Here is a 21,434-nt window from a genome sequence, read left to right on the forward strand (position 1 = left end):
TAGGTCTAGTGTTATTACAGTGCCTTGTCCTTTCGCTGTCATGCCGGCTAGGCGTAAATATTGCGTTAAAGCGCGTAAGCCGCCCGCCTTGCCGCCGATGTCATAAAGGACGGTCATTAAATCCTTGTCGGCTATATCAAGCCCCCAGGCTTGCGCGATGGCTTTAATATCGCCTTTTGTGCTAGCTTTAACGCCGCAGTTGTTACCAATTCGTGACCAAAGACGCGCGTATTCATGCGCCTGGTTCACGCCGCCTTGGATGCGGGTGTAAACTTTATCGTTACCAATTAATGCAAAGCCTACTTCGGCTTCTTCTTGGATAATTCGGATCTCTTCTAACGCGTCATAAGGAAGGTGGTCGCTTTCATCAATGATGACCAAACCCTGTGTGCCTTTGAGCTTTTTAGTAATTAGGCGTGATAGGCGGTCTTTACGGCGTGGCGCATCGTTAATACCTAACTCAAGAGCTAACTCATACAAAATACTGCTTAATGTTGCGCGCGCTGGGCTTGCGGTAATCATCCACACGTTTTGGTTGGCTTTTTTGTATTCTTGGCATGCTTTTGTTTTACCTACACCGCTCGCGCCGTAAACGGTCACCATGGTTGGCAAAATCTTGGCCATATCTAACGCTGAAAAAACTTTTTTGGCGGTCGGAATTTCGATAAAGTGCGGTGCTTCCACAAACACTTTTTCTTTTTTCTCGCGGGTTGAAAGCCAGTTTTTTAATGCAACTTCTACGTTTTCCACGTTCCCGGTATAAGTGCCTTTTAAATATGCACTCAACGCCCCGGCTGAAATCCCAGCTTGCGCGGCAATTTCGCGCTGCGTGTGGACTTGGTTGTCTAAAAGTTGTTTGATTTGTTCAATTAAAGTCATGTTTAACGCTCCTTAAATGCGGCTTAAAGCCCTTTTTCTTCTTTCAGCATGGCTAATCCTTTGCGCCAGCCTTGTTCAAAATCGTTGGTATCTTCATCGTCATCTAATACCGCTTCGTGTTTGCGCACTGCGTTACCTTCTTGTCGAAATAGCTCGATGATTTTCGGTTCTAGCGGTTCTTCTTCCTCGAATTGAGGCTGATAACGCGCTGCTTCTTGTGCATTCATAGTGAGTGTGGCTTTCGCTTGTGCTTTCACCGCTTTCACCATTTGTTTGCGTGCTTTGTCGTGTTCGCGGGCTTTCGCTTTATCGCCAAATGCCACCGCATCTGTACATTTCGCTTCGGCTAAGAACACGCCATCCAAACCGTAAACCCACACTTTGTTGTGCAAGTCTTGCGGGTCGAATTTCACCACCACCTTGCGGTGCGCTGTGGCAATAAGCTCGCTCGCTAAATAGCGGTTTTTGCGATTATTGACCTTGCCACCAGCTTCTAACTCAAATGTGCCGTCTTTTCTCAATGTAACGGCTTCGCTCATCAACATTAAAAACCGCATTTGTTCTGCGCTTGCCTTGCGAATTTGCGCCGTGGCGTAATCGCGCTCAAACACTTGGCTGAAACTGTAAATGCCTTGGCATATTTCGGTTTGTCTGCCTTCGCGTTCATTGAAAGTGCGGATGCCATCTTCTATGGCTAAAATAAATGTGTCGTAATCTACGCCGTCTTTCCCGCCGTTATAGTTGTCAGGCTTGCTGTAAACATTTTCCCCGGCGTAAAAGCCAGCCAGGCTTGGGTGTTTATCAACTAACTCGCCTAAACCACCGTGTGAAAACGCACGTTCGATTGGTTTTGCTTGCCCGTGACCTTTGCCAAATTGCACCGATGTCCACAACAATTCGATGCCAAGCATCGGGATAATCCCGGTCACATCATCTTCTTTTACTTTGAAGCGGTAGCGGTTCTTAACGCCCCCAGTCATCCATTTATTTGCCGCTGCGCGGGTGTTATCAATGGTGCATTTTTTCGGGATGCCGTATTTCCAAATAAGATCCATCAAACTTAATCGGATGGTGTCGCTGTTTTCGCTTAAATCTACGCGGTAGGCGAGAATTTTGCGGGTGCGAATGTCTTGCCAAATCCAGGTTTTAGGGCGGACAATTTCGCCGTTATGCCAACGCACAAATACGTTGTGTTGATAACCATCGCCGTTAATCCACTCAAGGGCTTCAATTTTGGCCACTGTGCGGCGCATGGATGGGTAATACTGCATCACAGCATGATCACCTTCGCGTAATTGCACTTGTACCAATTTCGGCACTTCACGTTCAATTTTGCGTTTAATGCTGCTAGCTGATGGTATTGACCAGCCGTTTTCTTGTGCGGCACGTTTTAAGCGTTCATAACAACTGCCAAACTGCGGTTGTTCGTTACGGAAATAATCTGCTTTAAATGCTTCCCAGGCTTCTTCCGTAAATGCCGCTTCCTTACCAGATTTCTTGTCATTGTGTTTAGCAATCAATAACGGTAACCAATCTGGGCGTTCAAACGACCGCACTTTGTAATACCAACGTTTGAGTGATCCTTTCGCAATTTCATACTCGGTAGAAACCGCATCAAGCGCCATCATTAATGCCACGTTGTTTCTCACTAAATCGTCTAGCTTGTGCAGTGGGGCGAGTTTCGCTTTTGCTTCTTCCTTTTGTTTATCGGTCGCTTTTTCATAAGGCTTCCAAATAACTTCCGGTAGGTAGTTGAGTTCTTTTTGGGTTTTCGGAATTTCCACTGCCTGGCTTTGTTTTAATAAGAGTTCTGCTTGGACTTCTTCCGGTAATGAATTAAAAGAGAATTCATAACTAACCCCTTTCACCCCTTCCACCTGTCTAAATTCCCAAGATAGGCTTTTGGCTTTTCGAGTTACATTGCTTGGGCTGTTTGGCAACCCGCCAATACCAGCAAGTTCTTTAGAGTTAAACCATTCTTTCATAATGCCTCCAAACCCTACTCGCGATAGCGGCTAGGCCAAATATCTGAAGGTTTAAGCCCTAATGCATTTGCAATTATCCATTCTCCTTTTGGATATGGTTTATCCAAGGCATTACGAACCGTTGTTCTTGATAACCCGTTCTCAATTCCAAGCTGAGCCAATGAAGTTCCTTTTTTCTCTAACTCCGCTCGAATATCTGCGCGATGCATGTCAATAATTCTTTTTTTTCCTGCCATTTTGTGAGATCCTTGGTTAGTTTTAACACTAGCTCACGAAGTACATTTTGATGTAGTTCGCTGACTATGATTTGAATAATATAGTGAATTCTTTGTGAAATCAACTAAAGAATTCAAAAGAATTCACAAATTTTTCAATAAATTTCGCATAGTCTTGATTTTTAAAGGGTTTTAATGACGCTTCTTTTGAATTCAAGATGAATTTAAAAAGGTATTGTATGAATTCACAACCTAAAAAAGAATGGTTTACTGCTTTTGAGTTAGAAGGGATAGGGAATTTGCCAAGCAAGGCGACCAACATAACCAGACGTGCAACTAAAGAAAACTGGAAAAAGAAACAGGTTCAAGGAAAGAAAGGGGTGGCTTATGAATATCACTATTCATCGCTCCCACCAGCAGTACAAAAGGAGTTGGGCTTTTATCCCACAGAAACACGAATGATCGTCCCGAATATTACAGAAACTGTAGGGCGCTATATTAAAGAGGCAATAAATAAGGCCACTGAGCTTGTTAGTGTGCCATTTTATAAGACATTTGCCTCTGCGGGCTTTGGTGCGTTTAATGATGACGTGTATGAACCGGATGATTTTGTGGGGTTAAGCGCGCACTGGTTGCAACAACGCGGCCTTCAAAAGAATAAACTGGCATTTATTCTAACCTCCGGCGATAGCATGACCCCAACAATCCACCACGGCGATATGTTATTAATCAACCGTGCCGTAACCACGCCGCGTGATGGGCAGATATATGTTATTCGTTCGGGTGATCAACTTTGGGTTAAGCGCGTCCAGGGTATTCCTGGCGGCATTCGCTTGATTAGCGATAATAAAGAAATCTACGCCCCGATAGAGCTGATGTTTGAAGATAATTTAAACTTTGAAGTGTTAGGCCAGGTTGTTTTCATCGGCCACGACTTAATTTAAAGATTTAAACCTAAATTTAAAGCCATTTAAACCGCGTTTAATGTTTCCCATTTTTAGCGGTTAAACTGCCAATATTTAGAAAAATTTTCTCATTTCATTATTTCTATTTTTTAACTAATAAAAAAGGGGCTGGCACGCCGCCAAGCCCCGTTTTATCTATATTCATCCCGCTTATTCCCGAAAATTCCCGCCCAATCCCTATTTGTTTTTATGTTTCTCATATTTAGTGGTTGGATACATCTGCCCATGCTGGAGCACTTAAAGCAGAAAAGAGAGAAAGGGAAATAAGAGAAATTTTTGCACTAAAGTGCGGTTGATGTTTATTGTGTTTTGCAAAATTATTGCCTGTAGGATTGTATATCATTGATTATTCCTTATTTATGATATTTGTTACAAACTTCGCTGTTGTTATATAAAAAGAGTACAAATTATACACACCCCTATGAACGGAAATCAATGAGTCATTGGAAAGATAAAAACTGTATAATCTGTATCAAGGATAAATATACCGATGCCAAACTAAAAACTCACTTAAAATACCACTTTGCTAACAACACACCAGCATTCACTGCAATATTTAAGCCTGATTTAATTGGGCTTGCGAGCGTTAAACGCACTTGAGTATCTTCTGGATTAGCTAAACTTTCCGTAGAACTTTCACTTAGCACAAAAACTACTTTATTTTTTAACTGCACTTTATCCAACGGCTCGCCTTGTTTATTGTGCGATACGTGAATAATTTGATAGCCTGATTTGCGCAATTGCATTAAAGCTGAATCAATATAATCCGTTTCTAACACTCGAATATATTCCGCGCCACCTTCTGCTACGCGCATTGAGGCTGCCGAATACAGATTTTCCACATTATCGGCGACAATATTTTTCACGCCAAAATAAGCACAAGTACGCAATATGCCACCGATATTTTGCGCATTATTCACGTTGTCTAATAGCACTAAACAATCCTCTTCACGAGGAATATCTAAATACCCTTGCAACGTGAAAGCACGAGGTTTCTTCACCAATAAGCAAATGCCACCATGATGTTCTGTTCCACTTACTCGAGCTAACTCTTCGCTATCTACAACATGATAAGCCTTCTTGTTTTCGGCTAAATAACTCAATACCTCGCCAATTCTGTGTGACATTTGTACGGTTGCCCACAATCGAACAATACTTTCAGGGCGTTCTGCAAATAAAGCTAAACAGGCATTTTCACCGTAAACCTTCATTTCTTCCGATCGGTTTTTCTTAATTTTTTCAGGAGCACGAGGAGAAAGCGCCCCCGTTTTCTTTTCTTTTGTTTTATAAACCGTACCCGTACTTTTTATCGTCACTTGAACCTTAGGTTGTTCTGCATTTTTATTTGATGGCGCACGAGATAAAGAAAGTTTCGTAATTTTAGTTTCTTTCACTTCTTGTTTATCACGAGGAAAACGAGATTTTTCGTTTCTATTTCCATTAAATTTATCATTAGAGTGCGGTCGATTTTGAGTTGGTTTTTCTCTATATTTTTCACCTACTGAGCGTTCTTGAAAAGATCTGCCGGCGGATTGAAAAGACGGTTTGCGTTTGTCGTTCATAGGATTTTCCTGAATTAAAATGGCTATTATTTAGCCAAAAAATGCTAAAATTTGTGAGCATTATAACGAAAAAAAGCCTTTTTTCTATTAATAAGCGCGTGAAATATTGTAAACTAACGCACTAGTCTTTAATCACGAGATGGATTATGTTAATCAATAAAACCAAACGAGCTGAACAAAATTTAAATAATTTGCCATTCCTTGCTTTGCAAGCTGAGCAAATTGAATTTTTGGGTAGCCCGGCTGAATTTAAAACTCAAATTATTGAATTAATCAGAAACGCAAAAAAACGTATTTATGTCACCGCACTTTATTGGCAAAAAGATGAAGCGGGGCAGGAAATCCTCGATGAAATTTATCGCGTGAAGCAAGAAAATCCACATTTGGATGTAAAAATTCTCATAGATTGGCATCGCGCACAACGTAATTTATTAGGGGCGGTAAAATCTGCCACTAATGCAGATTGGTATTGCGAGCAACGCCAAACTTATCAGTTGCCTGATGATCCGAATATGTTCTTTGGCGTGCCAATTAATACACGCGAAGTTTTTGGTGTATTGCACGTTAAAGGCTTTGTATTTGATGATACGGTGCTTTATAGCGGTGCAAGCATTAATAATGTCTATCTTCATCAATTTGAAAAATATCGTTACGACCGCTATCAAAAAATCACTCATGCCGAATTAGCTGATTCGATGGTGAATTTCATCAATGATTACTTGTTAGATTTCAGTGCAGTTTATCCACTTGATGTCACCAACCGCCCTCGCACCAAAGAGATCCGCGGCAATATTCGCGCTTATCGTAAAGATCTTGCTCAAAATGGTGAATATTCATTAAAAAGTGCGGTGAAATTACCGAATGTTTTAAGCGTATCGCCGCTGTTTGGCTTAGGTGCGTCAGGCAATGAATTAAATCAAGTAATTGAAGATTTATTCTTGCAAGTACAAGAAAAATTGGTTATTTGTACGCCATACTTTAATTTCCCACGCACATTGCAACATAAAATAGCAACGTTATTGGAAAACGGTAAACGAGTAGAAATTATTGTTGGCGATAAAGTCGCAAACGATTTTTATATTCCACCAGAACAACCATTCAAAATGGCGGGAGCGTTACCTTATCTTTATGAAAGTAATCTTCGCCGTTTCTGTGAAAAATTTGAGACTCAAATTGAAAATGGTCAGCTTGTGGTGCGTTTGTGGCGTGATGGCGATAATACCTATCACTTAAAAGGTGTGTGGGTAGATGACCGTTATATTTTACTTACGGGCAATAATCTTAACCCTCGAGCATGGCGTTTGGATGCAGAAAATGGCTTATTAATTTACGATCCACAACAACAGCTTTTAGCCCAAGTGGAAAAAGAGCAAAACCAAATTCGCCAACATACAAAAGTATTAAAACATTACACTGAATTAGAAGAATTGAGTCAATACCCAGAACCAGTACAAAAACTTTTGAAAAAATTTGCACGAATTAAAGCAGATAAATTGGTGAAAATGATTCTGTAATGCTGAATGATACTTTTTATACCTAATAATAAAGCCTTATAAAAATGATCTGCCCCCAAAAGTTGGACTAAATAACCAACTGATTAAGGTGCAGATTTTTTATGGCTATTCAACAATAGTAGTATATCGAGAAAAAATCGTTTAGATGTCGAGCAATGGAAGCTACTTTGGTGATTAAAAACAGAGTGCTACGAGAGAAAATAGTTTGATACTTTTGAGTAGTTCAAAAACGATTCTCGAGTACATTCATTATTACAATCATGAGCGTATTCAATGAGAACTGAAAAGACTAAGCCCTGTGGATTACAGAACTCAGTTCTTGATTTAATACTCTAACTTTTGATAAGCAGATCACATTAGCTGAGCTTTTTCTTTAGAATAATCCTAATTTTTTCATTTGTTCAATGACGGGTTCGACTTGAATCTCTGTCATCAAATTTTTCCCTTTTAGTTTAGTTGCCCAAGGTAGTTCAGATGACGGTTTGCCAAATTCTTTTTGGGCATTTTCTTCATATACTGATACCACGTTATCTAAATTATTATAAGGTGCAGTACGCAAAGGATTGTGATAGGCATACAAGCCAATAACGGGTGTACCTTGTGTTGTCGCAATATGGGCTGGACCAGAATCTGGCGAAAGCACCAAATCAACCTTAGAAATTAAAGCGGTAAGCTGTTTTAGGTTTGTTTTTCCTGCAATATTGGTTGGCGTGAAATGACAAAGTGCGGTAATTTTTTCGACTATTTCTAATTCACGTTTGGCTGGTGAACTGCAGAAAATTACATTGATATTATGCTGATGAGCAATATTGGCAACCTCTGCATAACGTTCGATTAGCCAATCTTTTTCTGCTTTGCTAGAACAAGGAGAAATTAATAAATTTTTACGAGAGAAATCAATAAATTGATCGGCAAATTTATAATCATCTTCTGAGATAGCTAATTCCCATTTCGGCTCTGATTTCGGTACGCCAATATATTCAGAGAAAGCCATAAATCCATCTAATACATGGGGAGATGAGGGATCTGTGATACGACGATTTACAAATAGCCATTGTCCTTCGCGAGAACGTTTTTCTCCAAATCCAATTTTGTATTTAGCGTTAATTCCTAAAGAAAGGATTGATGCACGAAATGCTGTTTGCATATTTAATAGCGCATCAAATTGTTTATTTTTTAGTTTTTTCCAGAGTAATAAAACACCTTTCCATCCCGCTTTTTTATCGTAAGGAATGAGCGTGACATTAGGAATGCCTGAAAGTAAACCCATTTCGGTTTTGCCTACAATCCAAGTAATTTCTGTTTGAGGATAATATGCCTGAATGTGCTGAACCACTGCTAAGGCATGACAGACATCGCCTACAGCTGATAATCGGAGAATACAAAGGGATTTTGGAGCTTCGGTAAAAAGTGGCATTGGCATTCCTTTCTCATTTAACTTGCGCCTATTTTAAAGTAGAATGAGTCCATTTTCTATTCATAACAACATTCCAATGCACCAATTCCAACAAGATAACCAATATTTTATCTTTAATTTTGACCGCACTTTTGAGCAATCAACCGAGTTTTTCCGAGCGGAATTTTGGCAAAAACAAGAGCGAGTGATAGGCAGTGCAAAAGGTCGAGGCATCACTTATTTCTTGCATACAGAAGATTGGTTTGGCGTAAATTGTGCGTTGCGTCATTATTATCGCGGTGGACTTTGGGGTAAACTGAACAAAGATCGTTATCGTTTTTCTACTCTTGAAACTACCCGTAGTTTTGCTGAGTTTCATTTGTTGCAACGTTTGTATGAAGCGGGGTTACCTGTGCCTAAACCGATTGCTGCACGTATTCAAAAAGGCAAGTTAGGTATTTGCTATCAAGCGGATATTTTGACCGAGAACATCGAAAACGCGCAGGATTTAACCGCACTTTTACAAGCACAAACATTGCCAAAAGAAACTTGGATGCAAATTGGTCGTTTGATTCGAAAACTACATGATTTACAGATTTGCCATACAGACCTGAATGCACACAATATTTTGCTTCAACAAACTGAACAAGGGCAAAAATGTTGGTTGATTGACTTTGATAAGTGCGGTGAAAAATCTGGAGATTTTTGGAAAGTGCAAAATCTGAATCGTTTAAAACGTTCCTTCGAAAAAGAAATTGAACGAATGAATATTCAATTTACTGAGCAAAACTGGGCTGATTTAACAGCAGCTTATTATCAATAAAAGGACTGATTATGAAACAAAAAATCGTACTTGCTACAGGCAATAAAGGCAAAGTGAAAGAAATGGCTGATGTCTTGTCTGATTTTGGTTTTGAAGTGATTGCGCAAACAGATTTAGGCATTGAAAGCCCGGAAGAAACAGGCTTAACTTTCGTCGAGAATGCGTTATTAAAAGCACGCTATGCATCAGAAAAATCAGGTTTGCCAGCTATTGCAGATGATTCAGGCTTGGTGGTTTCCGCACTTAATGGTGCGCCTGGTCTGTATTCTGCACGTTATGCTGGTGAAGAGGGCAATGATGCTAAAAACCGTGAGAAATTATTGGTAGAGCTTGCTCATGTTGCACACGATAAACGCCAAGCCAAATTTGTGAGCTGTATCGTGTTTTTACAGCATCCAACAGATCCATCCCCAATTATTGCCGAAGGTGAGTGTCATGGTGTGATTGGTTTTGAAGAAAAAGGTGAAAATGGTTTTGGTTATGACAGTTTATTCTTTAGCCCAGAACAAGGTTGCACATTTGCTGAATTAGAAACCGCTGAGAAGAAAAAAATTTCTCATCGTGCACGAGCATTGAAAGTATTAAAAAGTAAGTTATAAGCCAGTTAAATTACAATGATAAAAGGCACGCATATTTTTATATGTGTGCCTTTTTATATGGATTTTACCTATAGCGGAAAAGCAACATTATTCAGCATGTTCACTTAAAAAACCGCCACTTTGATGATTCCAAAGTTTAGCGTACAGACCATTACGCTCCAGTAATTCAGCATGGGTACCTTGTTCAACAATTTGCCCTTTATCAAGCACAATCAGGCGATCCATTGCGGCGATGGTGGATAAACGATGGGCAATGGCAATCACAGTTTTATTTTCCATCATCTTATCGAGACTTTCTTGTATTGCCACTTCTACTTCTGAATCCAGCGCGCTTGTGGCTTCATCTAACAATAGAATTGGCGCATCTTTTAACATGACACGAGCAATAGCAATGCGCTGACGCTGACCACCAGAAAGTTTTACACCTCTTTCACCCACATGGGCATCGTAGCCTTTTCTGCCTTGAGCATCAGTGAGGAGTGGAATGAAATCAGCGGCTTCTGCTCGTTCAGCTGCTAAAACCATTTCTTCATCTGTGGCATTAGGTCGTCCATAAATAATATTGTCACGAACAGAGCGATGTAGCAGCGAAGTGTCTTGAGTCACTAAGCCAATTTGGCGGCATAGGCTTTCTTGTTGCACATCTAGTACATCTTGCCCGTCAATGGTAATCGCACCTTGTTGTGCTTCATAGAAACGCAGCAACAAGTTCACAATTGTAGATTTTCCAGCACCAGAACGGCCGATCAGCCCGACTTTTTCACCAGGTTTGATGGTGAGATTGAAATGATTGAGCAATGGTTTTGTCGGATCATAAGCAAAGGTAATGTCGTTAAACTTAATTTCCCCTTGTGTCACTTGTAACGGCGATGCTTGAGGTTTATCTATAATAGTGTGAGGTTTGGTTAAAGTATTCATTCCGTCGTTTACGGTTCCGATATTCTCAAACAAACGGGCAGATTCCCACATAATCCAACGAGACAGCCCATTTACTCGTAATGCCATTGCCGTTGCCGTTGCTATTGCACCCACGCCAACTTGACCATTTTTCCATAAAATAATTCCGAGTACGGCGGTGCTTAGTGTAAGTAAAATATTAGCTGCATAGGTGAGCGTGTCCAGTGATGTGGCTAAACGCATTTGGGCGTGTACTGTCACCATAAAATCTTCCATGGAACGCTTGGCATAAGCGGCTTCACGTGAACCATGAGAGAATAATTTTACTGTAGCGATATTGGAATAAGCATCTGTAATGCGTCCTGTCATTAACGAGCGTGCGTCCGCTTGTCGTTGTGCAGTTTTTGATAATTTAGGAATGAGGGTTCGTAGGATAAAAACAAAAATCGTAATCCAAGCAATAAATGGCAGTAAGAACCAAGAATCTAATGCTGCGAGAACTAATCCTGATGTAATAAAATATACGATGACATATACAAACATATCCGCAAGTGTGAGCACTGTATCACGAACAGCCAGTGCGGTTTGCATGACTTTGGCAGACACTCTGCCGGCAAATTCATCTTGATAAAAACTCAAACTTTGTCCAAGCATTAAACGATGGAAATTCCAACGTAATCGCATTGGAAATACGCCTTGTAAGGTTTGTAAACGTACGGTAGAGGCTAAAAATCCCCACATGATGCTAACAAGTAATAGGGCAGCCATACCAATTAATAAATGACCTTTTTCTTGCCATAATGTCTCAGGCGTGAATGTTCCTAACCAATCTACAAGCGTTCCCATAAATTGGAATAATACGGCTTCCATTACACCAGTACCCACCGTTAGCACTGTCAGTAAGAGAATCCAGCCTTTCATTCCTTCCATGCTAGACCAAATAAAGCGCAATAAACCTTTTTTAGGTGTTGTTGGATTACCTTCCGGATAAGGATTTAAACGGTTTTCAAACCACGAAAAAATTTTATTAAACATATCTTTTCCTTAAAAAGAAAAGGCAACAGATGTTGCCTTTCAAAAAACTTGGCGATTATAGCGCAAAAATTCTCCAATTTATAGGCTGGCAGATTTTCTGTATTGGCTTGGTGAGAGTTGGTAGTAATTTTTGAAGGCTTTACTAAAATGCGCCTCCGATTGATACCCAACTTCTAAAGCAATAGCAAGTACGGATTGTTGGGATTGCTTTAATAAAAACGCTGCCGATTGTAACCGCACTTGAGTAATAAAACGCCCTGGCGACATACCAAGTTGTTGTTGAAAAACACGAATAAAGTTTGCACGAGACATTGCAGAAAGATCAGATAATTGTTCAATTCGCCAATCTTCTTGAGGGCGTTGTAATATCGCACCTAGCACCGCATTTAATCGCTTGTCTTGCAACGCGAGTAGCACACCGCCTGTAATTAAATTCTCTTGAATCGCATGGCGTAAAATATAAATTAAAAGCACATTCGAAAGTGCATCGACGACTGATTTTGTACCTGCATCGTTTTTTTGTGCTTCTTGTAAAAAAAGCTGAACCAAAGGATGAATCGGTGTATCACATAAATTGAGATGCAAATATTCAGGCATAGAAGCTGTGAGGAGAGCATCTTGCTGATAATAAAATGCACCGCAGAACATTTTTAAATCAGGTGTACCTTGCCCTACTTGATATAATTCAAATGTACCTTGCCAGCTTTTTTTCAATGACGCGTCCTTTGTTTTATCAGACGAATGACGCATAAAGTGCGGTTGATTTTGGGGAAGGAAAAAGATATCACCTTCCTTTAAATGAAATTGCTTTTGTCCGAGTGTAAGCCAGCATTCGCCTTGTTCAATAAGATGGAATACGCCTTTTCCTGCATCTTTTTCTTGATGGGCAACTTGCCATTCACCTTGAAATTCACAGCGAATATTAATTTCCCCACGCACTTGTGCTAAATGGATGAGTTTATCTAAATAATCCATAATGAGATGTTAGCGATAAAAATTGAGATAAATAAGCAAGTATCATAATCCAATCTGTCTATAATTTGCCACACCAGTTCGTTATTAATTCAATATATTTAGGAGAACATTATGTTTGCAGATTGGAAAGAAGAAACATCACACGTTAAAAAATCATTTGGTGCGTTAGGTAAACAATATCCAAAAATGTTACAAGCTTACCAAGCATTAGGTGCAGCAGCGGCAGAAGGCAATGTGCTTGACGCTAAAACTCGAGAACTTATCGCATTAGCAGTTGCTGTAACAACTCGTTGCGAAAGCTGCATTAGCGTACACGCAGAAGAAGCTGTAAAAGCAGGTGCAAGTGAAGCTGAAGTCGCAGCAGCATTAGCAATGTCTATCGCATTAAATGCAGGTGCTGCTTATACTTATTCTTTACGTGCATTGGAAGCATATAACGTACAGAAAGGTTAATTACCCGTCATTCCATAGAGTTAAGTTAATTAAAATTTTAATCTGCCCCTAAAAGTTGGACTAAATAACCAACTGATTAAGGGCAGATTTTTATGGCTAAATACAATTAATCCGTCAAGCAATAAGTTATTAGTTATTAGTTTTTATCTTCAAAACGGTAAAATATCTTACTTACTGGCAACCTATTCAACTTACTGAATAAGCATCAGATAATTGAAGAAAGTAATTTAACCGCTACGATGGAAAACTGTTTAAAACTTTCAAACAACTAGAAAAAACAATTCACAATACATTGCTTGTTAGAATTATAAGCATATTGGACATTATAACTAATCTGTAGATTACCCAGTTCAATCCTTGATTTAATAATCTAGCTTTTTAGGGAAAAATCACTTTTACTCTTGCGTATTATTCATCATCTAAATCTAAGGGCTCTTGCGAAAGTATAATTCCTGTCAGATCTGCGTAAATATAATCTTCTGGGAAAAAGGTTACGCCACCAAAGTTCACTGGAATATCGCTCTCACCGGCAGTGCTTTCATCTGCACTGACTGGAATTGGCGCAAGGGCATGAATACCAATATCGAGGTTTTCTAATTGCTGAATTTGGCGTACTGCACCATATACAATAATGCCTTCCCAACCATTATCAACAGCAAGTTGAGCCAATTCTGCATCAATCAAACCACGGCGTACCGCACCACCGCCATCAATAACAAGCACTCGACCTTCACCGTTTTCTTCTAATACTTCAGCAATTAATCCATTACTTTCAAAGCATTTTACCGTAGTGACTTTACCGTAAAAATTACTTACGCCACCAAAGCTTGAAAAAATTGGCTCCACTACATCTACTTGTTCTGCATAAAGATCGCAAAGTTCTGAAGTATCAATAAACATAACTTTCCCCTATCGATTGTTGAAATTTTGTTTGCTTTAGTATATGCCGATTTAGCCGATAAGCAAGCCTAAACTAAACAAGATATTGATTAATAACGAAATCATAGACATTTGAGCCAACATTGGACGCAATTCACTTGGCTGCTGACTGCGATAAACAAAGATCGCATGTTTAGCTAACAATGGCATTGCCAATACAAATAAATAATTTGTCCAAGAAATGGCCGTTGCTACCGCAAATGCTAAATAACATAGGGCGGCCACACTTAATAAAATACAATGATAAACACGCCCTTTATACGCACCTAAACGGACGGCTAGGGTATTTTTGCCCGCTTTCGCATCCTGTTCAATATCGCGTAAATTATTGATATTTAATACCGCACTCGCCAATAAGCCAGAACCAATAGCAGGCAAAATAATGTGGCTATCAATACTGTGAGTTTGCAAATAATAAGTGCCACCAACACCAAGCAAACCAAAAAATACCAATACAGAAATATCGCCCAATCCCATATAGCCATAAGGTTTTGCCCCAACCGTATAAGTAATGGCTGCAACAATAGCTAAAATGCCAAGCCCAGCGAAAGCGAATAAATCCGAGAGAGTTTCATAAGCAATACCAATCAAGAAACTTCCTGAAAGAAAACTTGCCACCACCATTAGAATTAATCCCCATTTCAGTTCTTTTGCTGAAATGGCGCCTTTTTGAATGCCACGTAATGGCCCAATACGCTCTTCAGTATCTGAACCTTTTTGATGATCCCCATAATCATTGGCAAAATTAGAAAGCACCTGCAATAAAATTGTTGTGAGTAAACAAAGCGCCATTACAAGCCCATTAAAACCTTGTGGATTCGCCCAATAACCTAATGCCGAACCCGTGAAAATCGATGCCAACGCTAAGGGCAAAGTTTTCGGTCGGGCCGTTTCCCACCACATTTTCAATTTTTCATTTGTCATTTTTTTTTGACCGCACTTTTGATTACAATAAGCCGCGTATTCTACACTAAGACACCCAATTTATGAATGATTTAACCTTATCGCCTATCGCCATTATCCACACACCTTATAAAGAAAAATTCTCCGTACCACGCCAACCTAATTTAGTTGAAGACGGTGTAGGCATTGTAGAACTCTTACCGCCGTATAATTCGCCTGAAGCTGTGAGAGGATTGGAACAATTCAGTCACCTTTGGTTAATTTTTCAGTTCGACCAAATCCAACAAGGAAAATGGCAACCCACCGTACGCCCTCCGCGGTTAGGCGGTAATCAACGAGTTGGCGTGTTTGCTTCGCGCGCAACGCACCGCCCAAATCCTATCGGTTTATCCAAAGTCGAATTACGTCAAGTAGAATGTATCAACGGTAATGTTTTTCTCCATTTAGGTGCGGTGGATTTAGTGGATGGCACGCCGATTTTCGATATCAAACCCTATATTGCCTATGCGGATAGTGAGCCAAATGCGCAATCGAGCTTTGCTCAAGAAAAACCACCTGCAAAATTGACTGTTGAATTTACCGAGCAAGCCAAAAGTGCGGTAAAAAAACGAGAAGAAAAACGACCGCACTTAAGTCGTTTTATTCGCCAAGTGCTAGAGCAAGATCCTCGTCCAGCCTATCAACAAGGTAAACCGAGTGATCGTATTTATGGTATGAGTTTGTATGAATTTAATGTGAAATGGCGAATTAAAGCAGGTACACTGAATTGTGTAGAAGTGATTGAAATAGAAAAAGACAAATAGATGTAATATGTAAATAAGGCAGGGAATCCCTGCCTTAGTCGATTTAAATGCCTTATTTTAGGAAAAACTGCCCTTTAGCTAATTTAATAACTGTCATTAGAACTAATAAGCCAATCATTAAATTCGAGAAAACAAAGGCAAAAATAGACACGCCTTGTAAAACATTACCATCATAGAAAGCGATAGCACTGTTTGCCATAGACGCCAATCCGAATGAGAATCCCCATAAGCCAATGTTAAGTCCTTTTTCCACAATCCAAGGGAATAATCGCAATAAGAAAAATAATTGCAAGAATCCATATCCCCAAAGGATTTTAACTAAAGTATCCACTTCGCCATGATTGAGTGACAAATAAGCGGATGCGCCCACAAATGCAGGGGCCAGAATAATGCCCATTGTGGCTCTAAATGGCGGCTCAAGAGATGAAATTCGCAAATGTTGTAATAATACGGGCTCAAAAATAATCCATGCAACCATTCCAGCACCGAAGAACAAATAACCTAAATCATGGTAACCAAGTAATGCCAATGAACTTGCACTTGTGAAATTTGCCGCTACCGCAGGCAAATAAAACGGAGGGCGAGTAGATTTTTGTTCAAATACACCACCTTGCCATAATTCACTGATACGCAATGATGAGAAAAGTAACTGTCCTACAGTACCAACCCAAATCATCACTTCAGCTATTAAAGGATTCCAACGATAAATAATATCGCCCACTAACATGGTTGTAATAGGAATCAACGCAATAAAGGAAAAGCGAACTGGGCAATGATACTCTGCACGAACTTCATCAAAGTAATAACGAAGTTTATACGCATACATTAAAATAAATAAAATCCAGACCGCACTTGCTACGATGCCAAGAACATCACTTACCATTCTTGCAGCAGGAAATAAGTTTTCTAGATGAAGCCAAGCCAAAGATAAAGCGGCTAAACCAAGAGGAATACCGAAATATCCCGTTGGAAGAGGAAAAGGTTTTGTTGTACTCATAATATTATCCTTATTTTGAAAAATTTGAGCGAAGTGTAGCACAGCCATCAACAACAGACTTTTCTAAAAATCTCAAATTTTTGTGAAATTTCTATAAAGAAACACACTTATTGTTCTGGAATAAAATGTCTACTAATTTTCATACAAATAAAAAACCCGAACTTTCATTCGGGTTTTCTTATATAGGGAATTAATTATTCCGCATCATCTGCCATATTAAGCATTTCAGCTAAGTTTGCACTTGCATCGTCTGCAGTCATGACAAATTCATCAGCGATAGCAGCTTCATCTTCTTCAGATAATTTCGCTACGACATCATCTACTAAACGATGTTTGTGACGATTTTGATGATACGCAAAACCTGTACCTGCAGGAATTAATCGACCTACGATTACGTTCTCTTTCAATCCACGTAATTCATCACGTTTACCTGCCACTGCTGCTTCGGTAAGAACACGAGTAGTTTCTTGGAACGATGCGGCAGAGATGAAGGATTCAGTCGCAAGAGACGCTTTGGTGATACCCAATAATTCGCGCTCAAACTCAACTGGTGGTTTGCCTTCTGCTTCACGTTGACGGTTAACGATTTTCACGCGAGCGACTTCGACTTGTTCCCCTTCAAGGAATTCAGAGTCGTAAGCTTTGGTAATTACCGCTTTACGTAACATTTGACGAACGATAACTTCGATATGTTTATCGTTGATTTTTACCCCTTGTAAGCGGTAAACATCTTGCACTTCGTTCACGATGTATTCAGTTACTGCACGCACGCCACGTAAACGTAAAATATCATGTGGTGTTTCAGCACCATCAGAAATTACGTCACCACGTTGTACCATCTCACCTTCAAATACGTTGAGCTGACGCCATTTTGGAATCATTTCTTCGTAAGTTTCACCTTCCGCAGGAGTAATTAATAAACGGCGTTTACCTTTGGTTTCTTTACCGAAAGATACGATACCAGAAATTTCAGCCAAAATAGCAGGCTCTTTTGGTTTACGCGCTTCAAATAAATCCGCAACGCGTGGTAGACCACCGGTAATATCTTTAGTACCCACGGATTCTTGCGGAATACGTGCTAATGGTTCACCCACTTTTACTGCTGCGCCATCGTCTAAACTTACGATTGCTTTACCAGGTAAGAAGTACTGTGCAAGAACATCAGTTTCAGGTAAGAAAATATCGTTGCCATTTGCATCAACCAATTTAATGGTTGGACGTAAATCTTTACCAGCTGTAGCACGTTCACCCACATCTTGAACCACGATTGATGATAAACCTGTTAATTCATCAGTTTGACGCGTTACAGTTAAGCCATCAATAATATCAACGAATTTCACAAAACCAGATACTTCAGAGACAACTGGCATTGTATGTGGATCCCAATTTGCGATAGTTTCACCAGCCGTTACATCTTGACCGTCACCTTTGCTTAACACCGCACCGTAAGGCACTTTATAGTGTTCTTTAGTACGACCAAATGCATCGGTAATAGTTAATTCAGTATTACGAGATGTTAATACTAATTTACCTTCATCATTAGTAACGAATTTCGCATTCATTAAATGTAATGTACCAGTGTTTTTAACTTGTACACTAGATTCTTTCGCTGCCGCAGATGCCGCACCACCGATATGGAACGTACGCATGGTTAACTGTGTACCCGGCTCACCGATAGATTGAGCAGCAATAACACCCACAGCTTCACCTTGGTTAATTAAATGACCACGCGCAAGATCACGACCATAACATTTCGCACATACACCAAAATCAGTATCACAAGTTACAACAGAACGTACTTTTACGCTGTCTACAGAGTTTGCATCCAACACATCACAGAGTTTTTCATCTAATAACGTGTTACGAGGAATTAATACTTCTTCTGTACCTGGTTTTAAAATATCTTCTGCCGCTACACGACCTAACACTAATTCACGAAGTGGCACTTTTTCATCACCACCTTCGATTAATGGGGTCATGACTAAGCCTTCGTGCGTACCACAATCATCTTCTACGATCACTAAGTCTTGTGCTACATCAACTAAGCGACGAGTTAAGTAACCTGAGTTCGCGGTTTTTAATGCGGTATCCGCTAAACCTTTACGCGCACCGTGGGTTGAAATAAAGTACTGTAATACGTTCAAACCTTCACGGAAGTTCGCTGTAATTGGAGTTTCGATGATCGAACCATCTGGACGAGCCATCAAACCACGCATACCTGCTAACTGACGAATCTGTGCTGCGGAACCACGCGCACCAGAATCAGCCATCATAAAGATACTGTTAAAGGATGCTTGTTTTTCAGGATTACCTTCGCGATTGATGACTTCTTCTTGAGATAAATTTTCCATCATCGCTTTCGCTACGCGCTCATTCGCCGCGGCCCAAATATCGATTACTTTATTATAGCGTTCGCCAGCAGTCACAAGACCTGATTGGAATTGCTCTTGGATCTCAGCCACTTCTTCTTCCGCTGCAGAAATAATTTCGTATTTCTTCGCTGGAATTTCCATATCATCAATACCAACTGATGAACCAGAACGTGCCGCATAAGCAAAACCGGTATACATAATTTGGTCTGCAAACATTACCGCTTCTTTTAAACCTAAACGACGATAAGCTTCGTTAATAAGTTTAGAAATGGCTTTTTTACCTAATGTTTGGTTGAACAATGAATAAGGCATACCTTGTGGTGCAATCATCCATAAAATCGCACGACCGATAGTTGTATCAGTCAGCGTGGTTTTCGCATCAAATTCACCAGCTTCATTCTTCACATATTCAGTAATACGTACTTTCACGCGAGAATGTAATTCGGCTTCACCTGTACGATATGCTTTTTCAGCTTCGCGCGGATCTTGCAATAACATACCTTCGCCTTTACCGTTCACTTTTTCGCGGGTCATATAGTAAAGACCTAATACCACGTCTTGTGATGGAACGATAATCGGATCACCGTTTGCTGGCGAAAGAACGTTGTTGGTTGACATCATTAACGCACGCGCTTCTAATTGAGCTTCAAGCGTTAATGGAACGTGTACCGCCATTTGGTCACCATCGAAGTCCGCGTTGAACGCCGCACAAACGAGTGGGTGTAATTGAATCGCTTTACCTTCGATTAAAATCGGTTCAAATGCTTGGATACCCAAACGGTGAAGTGTTGGCGCACGGTTCAATAGAATTGGGTGTTCACGAATAACTTCTGCAAGAATATCCCAAACGATCGCATCTTCACGCTCAACCATTTTCTTAGCCGCTTTGATTGTCGTAGCATAACCACGGCTTTCTAATTTAGCGTAGATAAACGGACGGAATAATTCCAAGGCCATTTTCTTCGGCAAACCACATTGGTGTAAGTGCAAGTATGGACCAACAGTGATTACAGAACGACCTGAATAGTCAACACGTTTACCTAATAAGTTTTGACGGAAACGACCTTGTTTACCTTTGATCATATCCGCTAATGATTTTAATGGACGACGGTTAGAACCCGTGATTGCACGGCCGCGGCGACCATTATCTAATAATGCATCAACAGATTCTTGTAACATACGTTTTTCGTTGCGCACAATAATATCTGGCGCAATTAAATCTAATAAACGTTTTAAACGGTTGTTACGGTTGATTACACGACGATATAAATCGTTCAAATCTGAAGTCGCAAAACGACCACCGTCTAATGGTACTAATGGACGTAAATCTGGTGGAAGAACTGGTAATACAGTCATCACCATCCACTCTGGTTTATTACCAGATTGAACAAATGCTTCTAATAATTTTAAGCGTTTAGTAATTTTTTTACGTTTAGTTTCAGAGTTAGTTTCTTGTAATTCTTCACGTAATTTTTCACATTCAACTTCAAGATCCATACCTTTTAAGAGGTCTTGAATCGCTTCAGCACCCATTTTCGCTTCGAATTCATCTTGCCAGCGATCTTCAGCATCAAGGTATTGTTCTTCAGTTAATAACTGGCCGCGCTCTAAGTCCGTCATACCTGGCTCGGTCACGATGTACATTTCAAAATAAAGTACACGTTCGATATCACGCAATGGCATATCTAAAAGTAAACCAATACGAGACGGCAATGATTTTAAGAACCAAATATGTGCAACTGGCGATGCAAGTTCAATGTGGCCCATACGTTCACGACGAACTTTAGTTTGAGTGACTTCAACACCACATTTTTCACAAATCACACCACGGTGTTTTAAACGTTTATATTTACCACATAAACATTCGTAATCTTTTACAGGCCCGAAGATACGCGCACAGAAAAGACCATCACGTTCAGGTTTGAACGTACGGTAGTTAATGGTTTCAGGTTTCTTCACTTCACCAAATGACCAAGAACGGATCATATCTGGGGAAGCTAACCCAATTTTAATCACATCAAAATCTTCACTGGTTTTTGACTGTGCTTTTAAAAACTTAACTAAGTCTTTCACAAATGTTCTCCTGTCGGAGTTAAAGGTTTAAAGTGCGGTTAAAAATTTC

18 protein-coding genes and 1 pseudogene are annotated in these 21,434 nt (G+C 40.0%); 7 read left to right on the top strand and 12 right to left on the bottom strand.

All coding sequences use genetic code 11. From position 1 onward, the window contains the following. The 3 genes from AC6H22_RS06360 to AC6H22_RS06370 all read right to left on the bottom strand — a co-directional run. On the bottom strand, nt 1-879 hold an 879-nt coding region (locus AC6H22_RS06360; RefSeq protein WP_497515538.1), incomplete at its 3' end, for an AAA family ATPase. 23 nt (nt 880-902) lie between these two features. After that, nucleotides 903-2,864 (bottom strand): transposase domain-containing protein, encoded by a 1,962-nt coding sequence (locus AC6H22_RS06365; RefSeq protein ID WP_497515539.1) that lies wholly within the window; start codon nt 2,862-2,864, stop codon nt 903-905. A gap of 14 nt (nt 2,865-2,878) precedes the next feature. Next, entirely contained in the window at nt 2,879-3,100 is a 222-nt protein-coding gene (locus AC6H22_RS06370) for a helix-turn-helix domain-containing protein (protein ID WP_118855492.1), read from the bottom strand. Between the two features lie 218 nt (nt 3,101-3,318). Between AC6H22_RS06370 and AC6H22_RS06375 the strand changes: the two genes are divergently transcribed. Further along, nucleotides 3,319-4,023 (top strand): S24 family peptidase, encoded by a 705-nt coding sequence (locus tag AC6H22_RS06375; RefSeq protein ID WP_497515540.1) that lies wholly within the window; start codon nt 3,319-3,321, stop codon nt 4,021-4,023. 223 nt (nt 4,024-4,246) lie between these two features. Here AC6H22_RS06375 and AC6H22_RS06380 read toward each other — a convergent pair whose 3' ends face one another. Beyond that, nucleotides 4,247-4,387, bottom strand: a complete 141-nt coding sequence (locus tag AC6H22_RS06380; RefSeq protein WP_497515541.1) for a hypothetical protein — start codon at nt 4,385-4,387, stop codon at nt 4,247-4,249. A gap of 163 nt (nt 4,388-4,550) precedes the next feature. Beyond that, nucleotides 4,551-5,606 (bottom strand): tRNA/rRNA methyltransferase, encoded by a 1,056-nt coding sequence (locus AC6H22_RS06385; protein WP_497515542.1) that lies wholly within the window; start codon nt 5,604-5,606, stop codon nt 4,551-4,553. Between the two features lie 146 nt (nt 5,607-5,752). On the opposite strand from AC6H22_RS06385, the gene pssA reads away from it, so the two are divergent. Further along, a complete protein-coding gene (gene pssA / locus AC6H22_RS06390; RefSeq protein ID WP_497515543.1) occupies nt 5,753-7,120 on the top strand; it encodes a CDP-diacylglycerol--serine O-phosphatidyltransferase in 1,368 nt (455 codons plus the stop codon). A gap of 174 nt (nt 7,121-7,294) precedes the next feature. After that, a pseudogene (locus AC6H22_RS06395) lies at nt 7,295-7,397 on the top strand (IS3 family transposase); the annotation flags it as partial. A 96-nt stretch (nt 7,398-7,493) separates the two neighbouring features. Here the strand turns inward: AC6H22_RS06395 and AC6H22_RS06400 are convergent. Then, a complete protein-coding gene (locus AC6H22_RS06400) occupies nt 7,494-8,537 on the bottom strand; it encodes a glycosyltransferase family 9 protein (protein WP_497512717.1) in 1,044 nt (347 codons plus the stop codon). A 76-nt stretch (nt 8,538-8,613) separates the two neighbouring features. Here AC6H22_RS06400 and AC6H22_RS06405 point away from each other — a divergent pair, with 76 nt between their 5' ends. Together AC6H22_RS06405 and rdgB are read left to right on the top strand one after the other, a co-directional pair. After that, nucleotides 8,614-9,339, top strand: a complete 726-nt coding sequence (locus tag AC6H22_RS06405) for a 3-deoxy-D-manno-octulosonic acid kinase (protein ID WP_118817246.1) — start codon at nt 8,614-8,616, stop codon at nt 9,337-9,339. Nucleotides 9,340-9,350: 11 nt separating this feature from the next. Then, nucleotides 9,351-9,938: an RdgB/HAM1 family non-canonical purine NTP pyrophosphatase gene (gene rdgB / locus AC6H22_RS06410; protein ID WP_005627680.1), complete on the top strand. Its 588-nt coding sequence runs from the start codon at nt 9,351-9,353 to the stop codon at nt 9,936-9,938. Nucleotides 9,939-10,025: 87 nt separating this feature from the next. Here the strand turns inward: rdgB and AC6H22_RS06415 are convergent, their stop codons facing one another. Next, the gene (locus AC6H22_RS06415; RefSeq protein WP_497515544.1) at nt 10,026-11,870 is read right to left on the bottom strand and encodes an ABC transporter ATP-binding protein; all 1,845 of its coding nucleotides are present in this window, start codon (nt 11,868-11,870) and stop codon (nt 10,026-10,028) included. Nucleotides 11,871-11,948: 78 nt separating this feature from the next. Continuing rightward, a complete protein-coding gene (locus AC6H22_RS06420; protein WP_005627674.1) occupies nt 11,949-12,845 on the bottom strand; it encodes a cupin domain-containing protein in 897 nt (298 codons plus the stop codon). A gap of 111 nt (nt 12,846-12,956) precedes the next feature. Here AC6H22_RS06420 and AC6H22_RS06425 point away from each other — a divergent pair, with 111 nt between their 5' ends. Further along, entirely contained in the window at nt 12,957-13,298 is a 342-nt protein-coding gene (locus tag AC6H22_RS06425) for a carboxymuconolactone decarboxylase family protein (RefSeq protein WP_005627672.1), read from the top strand. Between the two features lie 408 nt (nt 13,299-13,706). On the opposite strand, the gene rraA is transcribed toward AC6H22_RS06425, so the two are convergent. Together rraA and menA are read right to left on the bottom strand one after the other, a co-directional pair. After that, nucleotides 13,707-14,198: a ribonuclease E activity regulator RraA gene (gene rraA, locus AC6H22_RS06430; RefSeq protein WP_005627670.1), complete on the bottom strand. Its 492-nt coding sequence runs from the start codon at nt 14,196-14,198 to the stop codon at nt 13,707-13,709. 51 nt (nt 14,199-14,249) lie between these two features. Next, complete coding sequence (menA, locus tag AC6H22_RS06435) at nt 14,250-15,161, bottom strand: 1,4-dihydroxy-2-naphthoate octaprenyltransferase (protein ID WP_005627668.1); 912 nt, start codon at nt 15,159-15,161, stop codon at nt 14,250-14,252. A gap of 62 nt (nt 15,162-15,223) precedes the next feature. On the opposite strand from menA, the gene tsaA reads away from it, so the two are divergent. Then, entirely contained in the window at nt 15,224-15,943 is a 720-nt protein-coding gene (tsaA, locus tag AC6H22_RS06440; RefSeq protein WP_005627666.1) for a tRNA (N6-threonylcarbamoyladenosine(37)-N6)-methyltransferase TrmO, read from the top strand. A gap of 52 nt (nt 15,944-15,995) precedes the next feature. Here tsaA and tehA read toward each other — a convergent pair whose 3' ends face one another. After that, nucleotides 15,996-16,940 carry a dicarboxylate transporter/tellurite-resistance protein TehA gene (gene tehA, locus AC6H22_RS06445; protein ID WP_032825599.1) on the bottom strand — a complete coding sequence of 315 codons (945 nt, stop codon included), beginning with the start codon at nt 16,938-16,940 and terminating at the stop codon, nt 15,996-15,998. Between the two features lie 194 nt (nt 16,941-17,134). Next, entirely contained in the window at nt 17,135-21,385 is a 4,251-nt protein-coding gene (gene rpoC / locus AC6H22_RS06450; RefSeq protein ID WP_005633056.1) for a DNA-directed RNA polymerase subunit beta', read from the bottom strand. Nucleotides 21,386-21,434: the final 49 nt, after the last annotated feature.

The organism is Haemophilus sp. THUN1690 (genome assembly GCF_059704375.1).